Source organism: Streptomyces sp. NPDC058464 (assembly GCF_042721035.1).
Lineage (GTDB): Bacteria > Actinomycetota > Actinomycetes > Streptomycetales > Streptomycetaceae > Streptomyces.
The window spans coordinates 65,189-80,136 of sequence record NZ_JBHXMA010000018.1; the positions used below are offsets into that span (position 1 = coordinate 65,189).

At 71.3% G+C, this 14,948-nt stretch carries 15 protein-coding genes and 1 pseudogene; 8 read left to right on the forward strand and 8 right to left on the reverse strand.

All coding sequences use genetic code 11. The annotated features are described in order from the left end of the window. Window positions 1–27: 27 nt before the first annotated feature. Genes ACFWPQ_RS23640 through ACFWPQ_RS23650 form a run of 3 tightly spaced genes read right to left on the reverse strand, consistent with a single transcriptional unit; the run spans window position 28 to window position 2,247 of the window. Window positions 28–840 carry an acetoacetate decarboxylase family protein gene (locus ACFWPQ_RS23640; protein ID WP_384038076.1) on the reverse strand — a complete coding sequence of 271 codons (813 nt, stop codon included), beginning with the start codon at window positions 838–840 and terminating at the stop codon, window positions 28–30. A gap of 10 nt (window positions 841–850) precedes the next feature. Then, window positions 851–2,056, reverse strand: coding sequence for an NAD(P)/FAD-dependent oxidoreductase (locus ACFWPQ_RS23645; RefSeq protein WP_384038079.1), 1,206 nt, complete (start codon window positions 2,054–2,056; stop codon window positions 851–853). A 2-nt stretch (window positions 2,057–2,058) separates the two neighbouring features. Continuing rightward, entirely contained in the window at window positions 2,059–2,247 is a 189-nt protein-coding gene (locus tag ACFWPQ_RS23650) for a ferredoxin (RefSeq protein WP_384038082.1), read from the reverse strand. Between the two features lie 353 nt (window positions 2,248–2,600). Between ACFWPQ_RS23650 and ACFWPQ_RS23655 the strand changes: the two genes are divergently transcribed. Further along, entirely contained in the window at window positions 2,601–3,950 is a 1,350-nt protein-coding gene (locus ACFWPQ_RS23655) for a glutamine synthetase family protein (RefSeq protein WP_384038085.1), read from the forward strand. 40 nt (window positions 3,951–3,990) lie between these two features. After that, entirely contained in the window at window positions 3,991–5,265 is a 1,275-nt protein-coding gene (locus ACFWPQ_RS23660; protein WP_384038088.1) for a cytochrome P450, read from the forward strand. 18 nt (window positions 5,266–5,283) lie between these two features. Here ACFWPQ_RS23660 and ACFWPQ_RS23665 read toward each other — a convergent pair whose 3' ends face one another. After that, complete coding sequence (locus ACFWPQ_RS23665; RefSeq protein ID WP_384038091.1) at window positions 5,284–5,838, reverse strand: cysteine hydrolase family protein; 555 nt, start codon at window positions 5,836–5,838, stop codon at window positions 5,284–5,286. Between the two features lie 182 nt (window positions 5,839–6,020). On the opposite strand from ACFWPQ_RS23665, the gene ACFWPQ_RS23670 reads away from it, so the two are divergent. Continuing rightward, complete coding sequence (locus ACFWPQ_RS23670; RefSeq protein WP_384038094.1) at window positions 6,021–6,635, forward strand: TetR/AcrR family transcriptional regulator; 615 nt, start codon at window positions 6,021–6,023, stop codon at window positions 6,633–6,635. A 19-nt stretch (window positions 6,636–6,654) separates the two neighbouring features. Here ACFWPQ_RS23670 and ACFWPQ_RS23675 read toward each other — a convergent pair whose 3' ends face one another. Next, window positions 6,655–7,293, reverse strand: coding sequence for an HD domain-containing protein (locus ACFWPQ_RS23675; RefSeq protein ID WP_384038096.1), 639 nt, complete (start codon window positions 7,291–7,293; stop codon window positions 6,655–6,657). 114 nt (window positions 7,294–7,407) lie between these two features. Between ACFWPQ_RS23675 and ACFWPQ_RS23680 the strand changes: the two genes are divergently transcribed. Continuing rightward, a complete protein-coding gene (locus ACFWPQ_RS23680; protein ID WP_384038099.1) occupies window positions 7,408–8,367 on the forward strand; it encodes a GlxA family transcriptional regulator in 960 nt (319 codons plus the stop codon). Between the two features lie 4 nt (window positions 8,368–8,371). On the opposite strand, the gene ACFWPQ_RS23685 is transcribed toward ACFWPQ_RS23680, so the two are convergent. Beyond that, window positions 8,372–9,262 carry an NADP-dependent oxidoreductase gene (locus tag ACFWPQ_RS23685; RefSeq protein ID WP_384038102.1) on the reverse strand — a complete coding sequence of 297 codons (891 nt, stop codon included), beginning with the start codon at window positions 9,260–9,262 and terminating at the stop codon, window positions 8,372–8,374. Between the two features lie 125 nt (window positions 9,263–9,387). Between ACFWPQ_RS23685 and ACFWPQ_RS23690 the strand changes: the two genes are divergently transcribed. Together ACFWPQ_RS23690 and ACFWPQ_RS23695 are read left to right on the forward strand one after the other, a co-directional pair. Continuing rightward, window positions 9,388–9,792 carry a winged helix-turn-helix transcriptional regulator gene (locus tag ACFWPQ_RS23690; protein WP_384038105.1) on the forward strand — a complete coding sequence of 135 codons (405 nt, stop codon included), beginning with the start codon at window positions 9,388–9,390 and terminating at the stop codon, window positions 9,790–9,792. Between the two features lie 145 nt (window positions 9,793–9,937). Next, window positions 9,938–10,360 (forward strand): hypothetical protein, encoded by a 423-nt coding sequence (locus tag ACFWPQ_RS23695; protein ID WP_384038107.1) that lies wholly within the window; start codon window positions 9,938–9,940, stop codon window positions 10,358–10,360. Here ACFWPQ_RS23695 and ACFWPQ_RS23700 read toward each other — a convergent pair. Then, complete coding sequence (locus ACFWPQ_RS23700) at window positions 10,339–11,118, reverse strand: helix-turn-helix domain-containing protein (RefSeq protein WP_384038110.1); 780 nt, start codon at window positions 11,116–11,118, stop codon at window positions 10,339–10,341. The two genes, ACFWPQ_RS23695 and ACFWPQ_RS23700, sit on opposite strands and share 22 nt — an antisense overlap. A gap of 86 nt (window positions 11,119–11,204) precedes the next feature. Here ACFWPQ_RS23700 and ACFWPQ_RS23705 point away from each other — a divergent pair, with 86 nt between their 5' ends. Beyond that, window positions 11,205–12,179 (forward strand): LLM class flavin-dependent oxidoreductase, encoded by a 975-nt coding sequence (locus tag ACFWPQ_RS23705; protein WP_384038113.1) that lies wholly within the window; start codon window positions 11,205–11,207, stop codon window positions 12,177–12,179. 364 nt (window positions 12,180–12,543) lie between these two features. Then, complete coding sequence (locus ACFWPQ_RS23710) at window positions 12,544–14,814, forward strand: M4 family metallopeptidase (protein ID WP_384038116.1); 2,271 nt, start codon at window positions 12,544–12,546, stop codon at window positions 14,812–14,814. A 36-nt stretch (window positions 14,815–14,850) separates the two neighbouring features. Here ACFWPQ_RS23710 and ACFWPQ_RS23715 read toward each other — a convergent pair. Further along, window positions 14,851–14,948 (reverse strand): annotated as a pseudogene (locus ACFWPQ_RS23715) (Asp23/Gls24 family envelope stress response protein); the annotation flags it as partial.

Sequence of the window (14,948 nt, forward strand, 5' to 3'; positions counted from 1 at the left end):
CAACGCACCCGCACCCGACCACGCACCTCATTCGGCAACCACTCCCGACGTACCGGACTCAAGAAGCCGCCCCCCATCCCAAACCACCCCGACCTGCCGGTAGTACGCGGCGATCGGCTCCCGTACCTCCAGCCGGGCCAGTTCCTCGGTAGGCGCCTCGAACAGCTCCAACTCGGCCTCCCCCACCCACGGTTGTCCCCCTTCGAAGTCCGCGGCCCCCGACTCGATCAACTCGTCGAGTGCCAGCCCCTTCCCCTTCTCGATCGCCGGCAGCCACCGGTGATGAGCCATCGGATGCCCGTTGACGAACCCGTTCGTCCCGGACGGCTCCCGCAGCGTCACCACCGCCTGGGCCAGCCGCCGGTCGGCCGCGGCCAGCGTGACGCCGAACCTCGCCCCGGCCTCGATCCGGGGAGCCGGCCCGTACGGGTGCGGCCGCGTCTGGTGAATCGACCCGAGCTTCTTGGGATACCCCTGGTGCAGCCCACGGGCGATCGCGAAGTCCTTGTCGACCCAGATGTAGACGCACCGCGAGTACGTCTGCCCGTGGTACTTGCAGCGCACGACCGCGAAGGCCTCCTTGTACTGCGCGCGCACCGGGTCGAGCAGTTCGTCCCCGGACGCCGAGCAGGACTGCCAGTCGGCCCAGATCAGGGCGACTGCGCCGGGATCCTCGTCGGCCAACTCCAGCGGTTCGGGGAGCAGTTCACGCACCCGTGCGGGATCCGTGCGGTATTCGACGGTGAGCAGGTCACCGGAGTACCGCCACGGCGGAGCCGGGATCAGCGACGAGGCTCCGCTCGCCGTCCTGGGGTGGAAAAAGCCGCGTACACCGGTCACTTGGGGCTCCTTAGACGGAAACGGTCTCGGTCAGGGCGGGCTGCTTGAGCAGCTCGGCGCGGTAACGGGCGGCGGACGCGGCCACGGCCTGGCCGCCGAGCGCGACGACACCGACGAGCCGGTCGTCGTGGTGGTAGCCGACGAGCACGTCCCCCGCCGGGTCGCCGTCGAGGACGCGGACGTCCTCCTTGCCGAGGACCGGCGCCCCGAAGGACTGCAGCCGGAAGTCGTGCTGGTCGCTCCAGAAGGTGGGCAACGGCGCGAAGGGCGCCGGCGTCTCGTCGGCGACGAGCGTCCTCGCCGCGTGCTTGGCGGTGTCGGTCGGGATGCACCAGTGCTCGACCCGGCGCGGCACACCGTCGTAGCGGGCGTTGGGGAACCGGGCCACATCGCCCACCGCGACCACGTCGGGCCGACCGCCGGCCCGCAGGCAGGCGTCGGTGAGCACTCCGTCGGTCAGGTCGAGCCCGTTGCCGTCCAGCCACTCGGTGTTGGCGACCGAGCCCACCGACTCGACCACCACGTCCGCGGGCAGCACCGAACCGTCGCTCAGGATCACACCCGTGACGCGGTCGTCTCCGGCGAACGCGGCGACACCGGTCCCCAGCGCGAAGCGCACCCCGCGTTCCTCGTGCCGCCCGAGCAGCGCCCGGCCCAGCAGCTCTCCGAGCGGTCCGACCATCGGCAGCGGCAGCGGGTCGACGACGGTCACCTCGGCGACTCCGAGCCCCACCGCGGTCGCGGCGACCTCGCAGCCGATGAACCCGGCGCCGACCACGACGACCCGGGCACCGGGCCGGGTCAGCGCCGCGCGCAGCCCCTGGGCGTCGTCGAGGGTGCGGACCGTGTGGCGGCCGGCCCGGGGTCCCGGGCAGTTCAGGCGCCGCGGGCGCATTCCGGTGGCGACGACCAGTCCGTCGTACGACAGCTCGGTGCCGTCGTCGAGCCGTACCGTCCGCTCGTCCAGTGCCGCGGTGACCACCGTCCTGCCCAGTCGCCATTCGACGTCGGACATGCTGGCGCGCGGCCGGAAGGCGAGGGACTCGAAGGGGGCCTTGCCGGCCAGGACCTCCTTGGACAGGGGCGGCCGGTTGTAGGGCATGTGCGGTTCGTCGCCGACGAGGGTGATCGCGCCGCTCCAGCCGGCCGTGCGGAGTTGCTCGGCGGCGCGCAGGCCGGCCATGGAGGCACCGGCCACGACGATGCGCGCGTTCACGGTCAGCCCTCGATCCGGATGGCCTGGAGCGGGCAGACGTCGGCCGCTTCCTCGACCTCGTCGCGCAGCGCGTCGTCCGGGTCGGTGACGTGGACGAGGTGGCCGGCGCCGTCCAGGGAGAAGACGTCGGGGGCCGCGAAGACGCACTGGCCGTGGTCCTGGCACTTGTTCATGTCGACGACGACCTTCATGGCCGGTCCTCCTGAGGGAGCGGGAGCGAAGGGAGAGAGAGGGAGAAGAAGTGGGCCCGGCCGGTCGTGCCGACCGGGCCCTGCCAACGGGTTGCGGCGGACCGCGTCCCGGACTCGTTTGGCTTCAAACAAGGTAGGCAGCCGTCACCCCCTGGTCAATACCTATCCGTATGGATAAATTCTTTGCGTCGCCCTCTTGCGGCAAGGTGTGCCCCTGCCTACCGTTTGGCTTCAAACAGTCGACCGGAGTGCTGCCGAGGCCCTCTCACATCGCACCCCGGCCCCCGCCCTCACCTCTCACACCACCTGACTCTTCGTGGTGTCCCGACGTCCGTCCGCCCAAGGAGACAACGGTGAGCGATCAAGACCATGCAGAAGTCCGCCGGCACCTGGACCGGCTCGCCGCCGACGGCATCGACGTCGTCCGGGTGACGTATCCCGACCTCATCGGCACGGACCGGGCGCGTGACGTGCTCGTGGAGGAGCTGCCGCGGGCGCTGGAGCACGGGCTGGCCTTCTGCCGGGCCGTGTACCACACCAGCCCGCAGGGGGACGTGGTCCCGGTCAGCGGCGGTCTGGACGCCGGGCTCCCGGACGTCTGTGTACGGCCGGACCTCGCGACCCTGGTCGCGCTGCCCTGGGAGCCGGGCGTGGCGGCCTGTCTGGCCGAGGTCACCGATCCCGCCACCGGGTCGCCCGCCCCCGAGTCACCGCGCGACCTGCTGCGGTCGGTCCTGGAGCGGTGCCGTGAGCACGGGCTGAGCCCGGTCGTCGGGCCCGAGCTGGAGTACTTCCTGTGCGAGCCGGACCCGGGCGGCGGCTGGCGGCGCTACGGCAGCGTCCCCGGTGTCGTCTACACCGCCGGGCTGCGCGCCGACCCCGACAACCATCTGCTGCGCACCCTGCGGCAGGTCCGCGACCTGCGCATCGGGGTGCTGAGCGGCAACCACGAGTTCGACGGCGGGCAGTTCGAGATCAACCTGCTGCACTCGGAGGCCCTGTCCGCGGCCGACCGGGCGTTCCGTTTCAAGGCGGCCGTCAAGGAACTGGCCCGGCGCGAGGGACGGCTCGCCACCTTCATGGCCAAGCCCTTCAACGACGCGGGCGGCTCCGGTTTCCACCTGCACCTGTCCTGCGAGGGCGAGGAGGCACGCAACGTCTTCGACGACCCGTCCGGCGCGTACGGCCTGTCGGCCACCGCCCGGCACGCGATCGCCGGCATCCTCGCGCACGCACCCGCCCTGGCCGCGCTGCTCAACCCGACCGTCAACTCGTACAAGCGCTTCGGACCCGACACCCTCGCCCCCTGGCTGATCGACTGGGGCCTGGACAACCGCAGCGCGATGGTCCGCGTGCCGCCCGAGCGCGGCGCCGGTGCCCGGCTCGAACTGCGGCTCGGGGACGCGAGCGCCAACCCGTATCTGGCGATCGCCGCGACCACGGCCGCCGCACTCCTCGGTGTCCTGGCCGGCGAGGAGCCGCCCGCCCCGCTGGAGGGCTACGGCTACGACACCACGAAGGCGGCCGTGCTCCCGATGGACCTGTCCGCCGCGCTCGACGCGCTGGAGGCGGACACCGCCCTGGCCGAGCTGCTCGGCAAGGACTTCACCACGTCGTACCTCACCTACAAGCGCAACGAGGTCGAACGCTTCCAACGGCATGTCACCGACTGGGAGTTCACCGAGTACGCCTACCACCTGTGACCACCTGCGGCCACCCGCTACCACCTTCGAAGGACCGACGATGACCACAGCAACCGGCGTCGAGGCCATGCACCTCGCCGATGTCGACCTCGCGAACCTCGACAACTTCACCGACGGGGTGACCCCCTGGCGGATGTTCCACACCCTGCGCCACCAGGACCCGGTGCACTGGCAGCCCGAGGATGCGCCCAACTCCGGTTTCTGGGCGCTGACCCGGCACGCCGACATCGCGCGGGTCGACCGGGACGCCGAGACGTTCACCTCCACCCGGTTCGTGAACCTGGAGGAGCTCGACGAGGACCAGATCCGCAAGCGCGCCTCGATCCTGGAGCTGGACGGCGTCCGGCATCGTGCCCTGCGCAGCGTGATCCAGCGGCAGTTCGGGGCCGGGGTCATCAACAGCTACACGGACTTCCTGCGCGGGCTGACGGCGAAGACGCTGGACGCGGCGCTGGCCAAGGGGACCTTCGACTTCGTGAAGGAGGTCTCCGCGGACTTCCCCATCAACGTCCTGGCCCGGCTCCTGGACGTCCCGCCGGAGGACAACCAGCAGCTCATCGACTGGGGCAACCGCATCATCGGGAACACCGACCCCGACTACGCGGACGTCCTGCTGCACAGCGCGGAGAGCGAGAAGTACCGCGACCTGCCGTTCCGTTCCCCCGCCTCGCTCGAAGTCTTCGAGTACGGACGGGAACTGGCCCGGCAGCGGCGCGGCGGCGAGGGGACCGACCTGGTCTCCAGGCTGGTCAACACCACCCCGCGCGACGGAGTGCCGCTCTCCGCGCAGGACTTCGACAACTACTTCCTGCTCCTGGTGGTGGCCGGCAACGAGACCACCCGGCACACCATCACCCACTCCATGCTGGCCCTCCTCCAGCACCCCGAGCAGCTGGCCCGGCTCCGGGACGACCCGTCGCTGATCCCGACGGCGGTGGAGGAGTTCCTGCGCTGGGCGTCCCCGGTCTACCACTTCCGCCGGACCGCGACCCGTGACGTCGAACTCGGCGGCAAGCGGATCAAGGAGGGCGACAAGGTCGTCATGTGGTACGCCTCGGGCAACCGCGACGAGGAGGTCTTCGGGAACCCGTACGACTTCGACGTGGCCCGGCAGGACAACGACCACGTCACCTTCGGCAAGGGCAGCCCACACCTGTGCCTGGGCAACCTGCTCGCGCGCACCGAGATCCGGATCATGTTCGAGGAGCTGATCCCACGGCTCGCCGACATCCGCCTGGCCGGCGAGGTGCCGCGGGTGCGCTCGAACTTCGTGAACGGCATCAAGAAGCTGCCGGTGGAGGTGACGCTCGCCTGACGCCCGGGCAGCGCCCGGTCAGAGCGCTGCGGCCCAGGCGTCGACCGTCGTGACCTCGGCCTGCTTCGGGAACACCTTCTCCGTGAGCACCCGGTGCACCTCGGGGTCGGAGTCGAGGCAGCCGTCGGACAGCACGGTGAGCTCGAAGTCGAGGTCGGCGGCCTGGCGCAGGGTGGACAGGACGACACCGCTGGTGGCGATGCCGGTGAGGACGAGGTGGTCGATCCCGCCGGCCCGCAGCACCATGTCGAGGTCACTGCCGGCGAAGGCGCTGACCCGCCGCTTGGTGACGACCGGCTCGCCGGGCGCCGGAGCCACGTCCGGGTGGACCTGGGTGGCCCGGTCGTCCCCGGCCGGCCGCGCCGCGGCGCCCACCAGGCCGCGGAACATCTTGTTGCGGGCGCTGACCTCCGGATAGCCCGGGCGGAAGCCGACGACCACGTAGATCACCGGGACGCCGCCGGCCCGGGCGGCGTCGATCGCCCTGCTCAGCCGGGGCAGGTACTCGGCGTCGGGAAACCGGTCGACGACGACCTGCTGGACATCCATGACGAGAAGGGCTTGCTGAGGCACCGTCTCTGTTCCTTCCACGCGGCCCCGTTGATCACCAAGCGGTCGGTCATCGAGCGATTAGTCATCAAGTGATTACTTGGCAACGTAGCCCGTGCTGCGGGATCATGTCAACGCATGATTACTTGGTGGCGGAGCCTCGTTCCGCCGAAGGGGCCGTGGTGGCGTTGACGAGAGGAGCCGCTGTGTCGTCGGACGACGTGACCGGGCAGGCCGCCGACGGGCCCCGGCGCCGGGACGCCGCAGCGACCCGGCGGGCCCTGCTCCAGGCCGCCCGCGCCCGGTTCACCCGGCTGGGCTACGACCGCACGACGCTGCGGGACGTCGCCGCGGACGCGGGGGTCAACCTGGCGCTCATCAAGCGCTACTTCGGCTCCAAGGAGGGCCTGTTCAAGGCGGCGCTGGCGGCCACGCCCCGGTTCCTGGGCGGCGCGGCGGAGTTCCCGCACGGCCGTACCGCCCTGGCCGAGGCGCTCAGCCGGCAGCTGGCGGCCGGGGCGTGGGCGGAGTTCGGCGAGCATCCGGTGCTGATGCTGCTGCGCGACTCGGGCGACGAGCAGGTGGCGGAGCTGCGCCGGCGGGCCCTGGCGGAGTTCGGCCGTCAGGTGCTGGAAGCGTCGGGCGGCTCGTCGGCCCCCGACGCCGAGCTGCGGGCGGAGCTGCTGGTCGCGCTCGGTGTCGGGGTCGCCGTCGTACGCTCGGCCGTGGGTCTGCGGCCCCTGGCCGACGCGACACCCGAGGACCTCCTGGGTCCCCTCCACGACATCGTGGAGGCGCTGCTCGGACCGCCGCCGGACTGAGCAGCCCCGCTCGCACGGGTCACTCGGGCCAGGCGGAGGTCTTGATGACCTCGACGAAGTCACCGCGCCGGAAACCGGGGACGTAGTGGGCGAGCACGTCGGCCTTGACGTTGCCGAAGGTGGTGTCGGGGCGGTCCTGGATGCCCTCCGTGAACGCGGCGAGGATCTGGTTCTTGAAGTCCGGGCGCGGATGCGCCGCGACGACCGCCGCGCGCTGCTCGTCGGTGACCTCGTGGTAGCCGATGCCCAGCACGTCCAGCTCCACCCCGCGGGTGACCAGGGCGATCTCGGGGGCCATGTGCAGCGGGATCTCCGGGGTGGTGTGCAGGGCGATGGCCGTCCAGACCCGGTCGGCCGGCTCGCCGGTGATGCCGCGGGCCTGCAGGAAGGCGCGGGCCTCGTCGGCGCCGTCGATCTCGAAGCGCTGGTCGGTGCGGCGCAGGCTCTTGGTGAGCCCCAGGTCGTGGAACATCGCGCCGACGTACAGCAGTTCGGGGTCGAAGGCCGTACCCAGGGCCCGGCCGCGCAGCGAGCCCCACAGGAAGACCCGCCGGGAGTGGTCGAACACCAGCGGGGTGGCGACGTCACGGACCATCTCGGTGGCCTCCCGCGCCAGGGCGGTGTCCGGGATCCGTACGCCTGCGATCTCTTCGCTCATCGTTCCTCAGCCTCCATGCCGGTCAGGTGATGTGCAGGTGATGTGCCTCCAGGGTTCTCCGGGGGACGTAGGCTGGGCCATGTCTCTGCCGCCAGGAAAACCACGGATTCGGACATGGCGCATCGGGTGGGCTTTGTGGTCTTCGACGGGGTGACCATGCTCGACGTGAGCGGTCCCTCGGAGGTGCTGCACCAGGCGGGCCGGCTCGCCGACCCCTACGAGCTGGTGCTGGTCTCCCCTGCGGGCGGCACGGTCACCACCTCCGCCGGGCCGGCCCTGACCGGCACCGTCCGGGCGGCCGACGCCGGCCTGGTGGACACGGTCCTGGTGGCCGGCGGTGACCGGCTCGCCGAGCGGCCGATCGAGGACGGGCTGCTGGCCGCGGCACGCGACCTCACCGAGCGGGCGCGGCGGGTCGCCTCCGTGTGCACGGGGGCGTTCGTGCTGGGTGAGCTGGGCCTGCTCGACGGGCGGCGCGCCACGACCCACTGGCGGCACGCGGCCACGTTCGCACGCCGGTATCCCCGGGTGCGGGTCGAGCCGGACGCCATCCACATCCGCGACGGGCGGTACGTGACCTCGGCCGGCATCAGCGCGGGCATCGACCTCACCCTCGCCCTGGTGGAGGACGACCACGGCGCGGACGTGGCGCGGGACATCGCGCGCGAACTGGTGGTGTTCCTGCAACGCCCGGGCGGCCAGTCGCAGTTCTCCACGGCCATCACCACACCACCGGCCCGCAGCGACCTGCTCCGTACGCTCGTCGCCTCGGTACTCGCCGATCCGACCGCCGACCACAGCCTGCCCGCCATGGCCGCGTCCGCCGCCGTCAGCACCCGGCACCTGACCCGGCTGTTCACCGCCGAGCTGGGCACCACACCGGCACGCTGGGTCGAGCGGGTCCGCCTGGACCGCGCCCAGCAGCTGCTCCTGGCCGGCCACAGCGTCACCTCCGCCGCCCGGCACAGCGGCCTGGGCACCGACGAGACCCTCCGCCGCGCCTTCGCCCGCCACCTGGGCACCACCCCGACCCACTACCGCAGCCGCTTCACCACCACCGGCCGCCAGAGCTAGCCGACTAGGGCACCAGCACCAGCCGCCCGCGTACCCCGCCCGCCGCGAGGCGGGCGTGTGCCTTGGCGGCCTCTTCCAGGGGGAACGTCTCGGCCACCCGAAGCGTCAGCGCGCCCTCGTCCACGAGTCCCGCCAGCTCCGCGAGGCGTGCCCCGTCGGCGGTCACGGCGACGGAGGTCGTCCGTATCCCGCGCACGGGCGCCGGCTCACCCCCGGGCCGGACACCGACGTAGCCGCCCCCGTCGCGCACCCACTCCAGGGCCGGCTCACCGAGAACCGCCGCGTCCAGTACGGCGTCGAAACTCCCCGCCTCGACGTCGCCCGCCGTGAAGTGCGCGGCCCCCAGCGACCGTACGAGCTCCTCGTCGGCCTCGCGGGCCAGCGCGGTCACCGACACCCCCCGGTGGGCCGCCAGTTGGACGGCGAAGCCGCCGACCGCACCCGCCGCGCCGGTGACCAGGAGGGACTGCCCCCCGGCCAACCCCAGCAGGTCCAGGGCCTGTACGGCGGTCAGCCCGTTCAGCGGCAGCGTCGCCGCGTGCACGGCGTCCACCGTGGCCGGCGCCGTGGCCACCGCGTCCGCCTCCACGACGACGTACTCGGCGTGGGTGCCGAGCGGCCGCACCATGCCGGGATCCAGTGCCACCACCTGGTCGCCGACGCCCCAGGCGGTGGCGACACCGGTCGCGTCCACGGTCCCGGCGACGTCCCAGCCGAGCCCGATCCGCTTGCCCGCGCCGCCGAAGAATCCGGCTCGCACTCCTTCGTCCGCGGGGTTCAACGCGGCCGCCGCGACCTTGATCCGCACCTGGCGCGGGCCCGGCTCGGGCCGCTCGGTCTCCACCACCTCCACGACCTCGGGCCCGCCGAACCTGTTCACCACTGCTGCACGCATGACTGCCTGCTCCCTGTAGGGCGTTCCCGCCTCGGTCTCTCCTCAGCTGTCCGCAACCCTAGGAAGAGCTACTCTCTCCTGGTAAGTAGTTACCTGAAGGTGCCTAGGTCCCCCAGAGGTGAGCGATGCCGACGACGACGGCGGCCCAGCGACGCGAGCAGGCGCGCGTGGAGTACGACGCGTTCATCCGGGCCTGCCCCACCAACCAGCTCCTCGACCGGATCAGCGACAAGTGGGTGAGCCTCGTCGTCTGCGCGCTGGCCCCCGGCCCGATGCGCTACAGCGAGCTCGCCCGCAAGATCGCCGGCGTCAGCCCCAAGATGCTCACCCAGACCCTGCGCTCCCTGGAACGCGACGGCATCCTCGCCCGCACGGTCACCCCGTCCGTCCCGGTCCGCGTGGACTACGAACTCACCCCGCTCGGCCTCAGCCTCTCCCTCCTGGTGGCGGGCGTGAAGGACTGGGCGGAGACCCACATCGAAGAGGTCCACGCGGCGCGCGAGCGCTATGACGGCGCAGCGGGAGACTAGGGCCTCTCCTTCGAATCCCGCCGCATGACCGCGCAGATCCGGCTGCGTCCGAACTCCGGGGCTCCATTCCCCATGGGGAATTGCCGGTCTCGGCTGTGCGCCGCAGCATCGGGTCCGAAGCGACCTGCCCGGCAAGGAGACAGCCATGATCGAGATCGACCCGCAGCACCTGGCCGACCGCTACCTGACTCAGTGGACGGTGCCGGACGCCGCCGAACGCCGCGCGGTCATCGAGCGGCTGTGGGCCGAGGACGGCACCCACATCCTTCACCCGCCCGCGGAGATCCGGGAGATCGCGGCAGAACTCGGCTTCGGCCACACGACACTGGAGGCTCAGGGGTACGACGCCATCGAGGCCAGAGTGACGCGAGGCCACGAGCGGTTCGTGGCGAAGAAGGGCTTCACCTTCCGGGCACGCACCGATGCGATACGCCTCCACGACATGGTCAAGTTCGGCTGGGAGGCGGTGTCCACGGAGACCGGCGACGTCGTGGGCGGGGGCCTGGAAGTTCTCGTACTCGACGGCGACGGCCGGATCAAGGCCGACTACATGTTCCCGGGGGCCTGACCCGCGACAGCGAAGGCCGTGGATCCGGCGGCCGTCGAGAGCGCCTCGGCTGTCGCCGGGTCGGCCGGCAGGAACGCCTCCAGCTTCAGCTCGGCGAGTGTCACGTCGACGGCGGTCGCGAAGGTCGTCACGGTCGTCATCAGGCGCAGCTCACCGAGCGAGGACTGCAGGCGGAGCGGAACCGCGAAACCCAGGAGTCCGTCGGACGGCTCCAACTCGGGAACATAACCGCTGAGTTCGGAGTGCAGGTCCGTCAAGTGCCCGAGGCGTGCCAGGATATGGCGCGCCCATTCGGCGAGGTTGAGGATGCGGGAAGCCAGACCGTCGGGGTGCAGGGCGAGGCGGTAGATGTTCGTGCCCGGGCCCACCAGGTCGGCGGCCGCTCCCTCGGTGATCAGGTCGAACGCGGTGTTCGCGGCGATCAGGTCACCGACGCGGTCCACCACGAGTGCCGGGTACGGCAGATGCCCGCGCAGGATGTGGTCGATGGCCGTGCGCACGGGGGCCAGCACCGGGTCGTCGAGTGCGCTCTCGGGATAGGCGGGTGCGAATCCGGCGGCCAGCAGCAGTTCGTTGCGCTCCCGCAGCGGCAGTTCCAGCGACTCGGCCAGGCGCACGACCATGTTCCGGCCGGGGACGGACCTGCCGGACTCGATGAAGCTGAGGTGCCGCTGGGTGGTGCCCGCCCGCAGCGCCAGGTCGAGTTGGCTGAGACGACTGCGGGTACGGCGTTCGCGAAGCGTACGAGGGAAGTCCACGCGCCTGTTCTAACGCCGACGGACGGTTCCGGGCCATTCCCCGCAGGGAATTGCCGCCACTGACGCCGGTCGCGAGCATCGCCGACATGGACATCGGCGTACTGCTTCCGACCGGAACCGCCCAGTGGGACCCGGCCGACGACCCTCGCGAGCTGGTCGCCCTCGGCCGCCTGGCCGAACGCTCGGGCTTCTCCTCGCTCTTCGTCAACGACTCTCTCGTCAGCCCGCGCATCGAGGCGCTCTCGATGCTGGCCGCGCTCGCCCCGGCGACCGAGACCGTGACGCTGGGCACGGCCGCGCTGATGCCGTTCCTGCGCCGTCCCGTCCAGGCGGCCCAGTCCCTCGCATCGATCGACCTGCTGTCCGGAGGCCGCCTCACCGTGACCGTCGGCGCCGGCTTCCCGGGCCGCTTCGGGCGGCCCCTCTACACGTTGTCCGAGCTGCCGTGGGACAGGCGTTTCGCCCGCCTGGACGAGACTGTCGGCCTGTGGCGGGCCTTGTGGGACGGCGCCGACGCCTTCCACGGCGAGATCCTCCGGTTCGACGGCATCCCGCCCACGACCAGGCCGTTCCGAGCCGACGGCCCGCCCGTCTGGCTCGGCGGCGCGACCCCTGCGGCACTGGCCCGCACCGGGCTGATGTACGACGGCTGGCTGCCCTACCCGCCCGACCCCGCCGACTACGCATCCGGCCTCCGTGACATCCGCAGAGCAGCGGCCGATGCCGGACGCGCGGCCGAGGACATCACCCCCGCGCTGTTCGTCTCGGTGCGGATCGACGACGACGTCGAGGGCGGCCGCCGGGCACTGGAGGGCTACGCACGGGCCGTCTACGGCATGCCGCTGGAGGAGCTGGAGAAGATCCAGGCAGTTGTCACCGGCTCTGCCGACCAGGTGCGGCAGCGCCTGGGAGAGTACGTCGCCGCCGGCGTCCGGCACATCGTCGTGCGCCTCGGAGCCCTGGGCCTGTCCTCCCAGCGCGACCAGCTCGAACGGGTCGCGGACCTGATCCCGGCCGTACGGGGAGCGGCGGCTCGCGCCTCCTTCACTCCGGGCTCCTGAAGCACCACACGGCACCACACGGCACCACACGGAAGCACACGGAAGCACACGGAAGCAGCGGCCGAAAAACACTGTTCAGCCGCTCGAACCGGCCGCTCGCAACCGCCAGTTCAAGCCGATGTTCTGATGCGCTCATGACATTCGTGGTTCCCGAGTGTCAATCTGCTCTCCGAAAGTTCACCGTCTACTCACAGGTTGTCCCACACAACTCCCGTGTCCGACCCCTGTCTTCACCCCGCACGGCAGCGAGGACCTGACCCGCCTCGCACCGTGCCACCCACCCGCGCGCCGCCGGACGGCCTCACCAGGCCGACCCGCTCTCCCGGGCCCCACCGGGCCCGATCACCCCACAGAAGGAGAACGCATGTTCCGGCAGGACCGTCATCAGCATCGCACCAGACACAGCGTCGCCCTGGCGCTGACCGCGGCAAGTGCGATGCTCGTGGCCGGAATACAGAACGGCACCGCGATGGCCGCATCCGGCGGTCACGCCCCGGCCAAGATCCTGGCCACCCCCGACGCCGGTGCCGCCTCCGCCAAGCTCTCGCCGGCGAGGCGGGCGGCGCTGCTCAAGAGCGCCGCGACGGACGCTCCCGACACCGCGCGGACCCTCGGCCTCGGCACCGGCGAGAAGCTGGTCGTCAAGGACGTGTCCCAGGACGCCGACGGTACGACGCACACCCGCTACGAGCGCACCTACGCGGGCCTTCCCGTCCTCGGCGGCGACCTGATCGTCCACGACGACGGCGGCCGGCTCACGGTGTCGCGGGCCACGAAGGCGACCCTCGCCGTCCCGTCCCTCAAGGCGAAGGTCTCCTCGGCGACGGCGAAGGCCAAGGCGCTCACCACCGCCGCGAAGGCCGGTGCCGAGCGGCCCGCGATCGACGGCGCCCCGCGTCTGGTCGTCTGGGCCGCCTCCGGCAAGCCCGCCCTGGCCTGGGAGTCCGTGGTCGGCGGCTTCCAGGACGACGGCACCCCCAACGAACTCCACGTGATCACCGACGCGGACTCCGGAAAGCAGATCTTCAAGTACCAGGGCGTCGAAACCGGCACCGGCACCGGCCAGTTCAACGGCACCGTGCCCCTCGGCACCACGCTCTCCGGTACGACGTACCAGCTCGTCGACGGCGACCGCGCCGGACACCGCACCTACGACCTGAACCAGGGCACCTCCGGCACCGGCACGCTCTTCACCGACGACAACGATGTCTGGGGCGACGGCACCCCGTCCAACCGGCAGACCGCGGGTGTGGACGTCGCCTTCGGTGCGGCGGCCACCTGGGACTTCTACAAGAACGTCTTCGGCCGCAACGGCATACGCAACGACGGCGTCGCCGCCTACAGCCGCGCCCACTACGGCAACAACTACGTCAACGCCTTCTGGCAGGACAGCTGCTTCTGCATGACGTACGGCGACGGTTCGGGCAACACCCACCCGCTCACCGCGCTCGACGTGGCCGCCCACGAGATGAGCCACGGCGTCACCGCGGCCACCGCCGGTCTCACCTACTCCGGCGAGTCGGGCGGTCTCAACGAGGCCACCTCGGACATCTTCGCCGCCGCCGTCGAGTTCTACGAGAACCTGCCGGCCGACGTCCCGGACTACCTGGTCGGCGAGAAGATCAACATCAACGGGAACGGCACCCCGCTGCGCTACATGGACAAGCCCTCCAAGGACGGCGCGTCCAGCGACTACTGGAGCTCGTCACTGGGCGGCCTCGACGTCCACTACTCCTCGGGCCCGGCCAACCACCTCTTCTACCTGCTCTCCGAGGGCAGCGGAGCGAAGACCGTGAACGGGGTCGCCTACGACAGCCCCACCTACGACGGGCAGCCGGTGACCGGCATCGGCATCGACAACGCCCAACGCGTCTGGTACCGGGCCCTCACCACCTACATGACGTCGAGCACGAACTACGCGGGCGCCCGTACGGCCACGCTCCAGGCGGCGGCCGACCTCTTCGGCGCCTACAGCCCCACCTACCTCGCCGTGGCCGACGCGTGGGCGGCGATCAACGTGGGCAGCCGGATCGCCCTGGGCGTCAACGTGGCGCCGATCGCGGACCAGATCAGCGGTATCGGGCAGGCGGTGTCGCTCCAGACGGACGCGTACACCACCAACTCCGGTGCGGGCCTGACGTACACGGCGACCGGCCTGCCGGACGGGCTGACGATGAGTGACACGGGCCTGATCTCCGGCACCCCGACCACTCTCGGCACCAGCGACGTCACCATCACGGTCACCGACGCCACCGGCGCGAGCAGCACCGTGAGCTTCTCCTGGGAGGTGGCCTACGTCTACGCCAGCTCCACCCGCGTCGACATCCCCGACAACAGCACCGCGGTGGAGTCCCCGATCACCGTCACCGACCGCACCGGGAACGCCTCGGCGACCACCCAGGTCTACGTGAAGATCATCCACACCTACCGGGGTGACCTGACGGTCGACCTGGTCGGCCCCGACGGCACGGTCTACTCGCTCCTGAACCGCAGTGGCGGCTCGGCCGACAACGTCGACCAGACCTTCACCGTCGACGCCTCCGCACAGCCCCTGACCGGTACCTGGAAGCTCCGCGTCCAGGACCACGCCGCGATCGACGTCGGCTACATCGACCAGTGGAGGCTCATCCCCTGACCCTCTCCCGCCCGTTCCGGAGCCGTTGTCCCGGGTCGCCCTCGCGGCCCGGGACACCGATTTCGAACCGCCGGGCACCCGGTCGCGCACGGCCCCGAAGGTGCGGGACAGTCCGCTGCCCATGGCGTGGACAC

Coding starts and splice junctions, on each gene's coding strand:
- ACFWPQ_RS23650 (WP_384038082.1), bottom strand. CDS start 2,247: ATGAAGGTCGTCGTCGACATGAACAAGTGCCAGGACCACGGCCAGTGC.
- ACFWPQ_RS23695 (WP_384038107.1), top strand. CDS start 9,938: ATGATCGAGATCGACCCGCAGCACCTGGCCGACCGCTACCTGACTCAG.
- ACFWPQ_RS23685 (WP_384038102.1), bottom strand. CDS start 9,262: ATGCGTGCAGCAGTGGTGAACAGGTTCGGCGGGCCCGAGGTCGTGGAG.
- ACFWPQ_RS23675 (WP_384038096.1), bottom strand. CDS start 7,293: ATGAGCGAAGAGATCGCAGGCGTACGGATCCCGGACACCGCCCTGGCG.
- ACFWPQ_RS23680 (WP_384038099.1), top strand. CDS start 7,408: ATGGCGCATCGGGTGGGCTTTGTGGTCTTCGACGGGGTGACCATGCTC.
- ACFWPQ_RS23710 (WP_384038116.1), top strand. CDS start 12,544: ATGTTCCGGCAGGACCGTCATCAGCATCGCACCAGACACAGCGTCGCC.
- ACFWPQ_RS23690 (WP_384038105.1), top strand. CDS start 9,388: ATGCCGACGACGACGGCGGCCCAGCGACGCGAGCAGGCGCGCGTGGAG.
- ACFWPQ_RS23660 (WP_384038088.1), top strand. CDS start 3,991: ATGACCACAGCAACCGGCGTCGAGGCCATGCACCTCGCCGATGTCGAC.
- ACFWPQ_RS23705 (WP_384038113.1), top strand. CDS start 11,205: ATGGACATCGGCGTACTGCTTCCGACCGGAACCGCCCAGTGGGACCCG.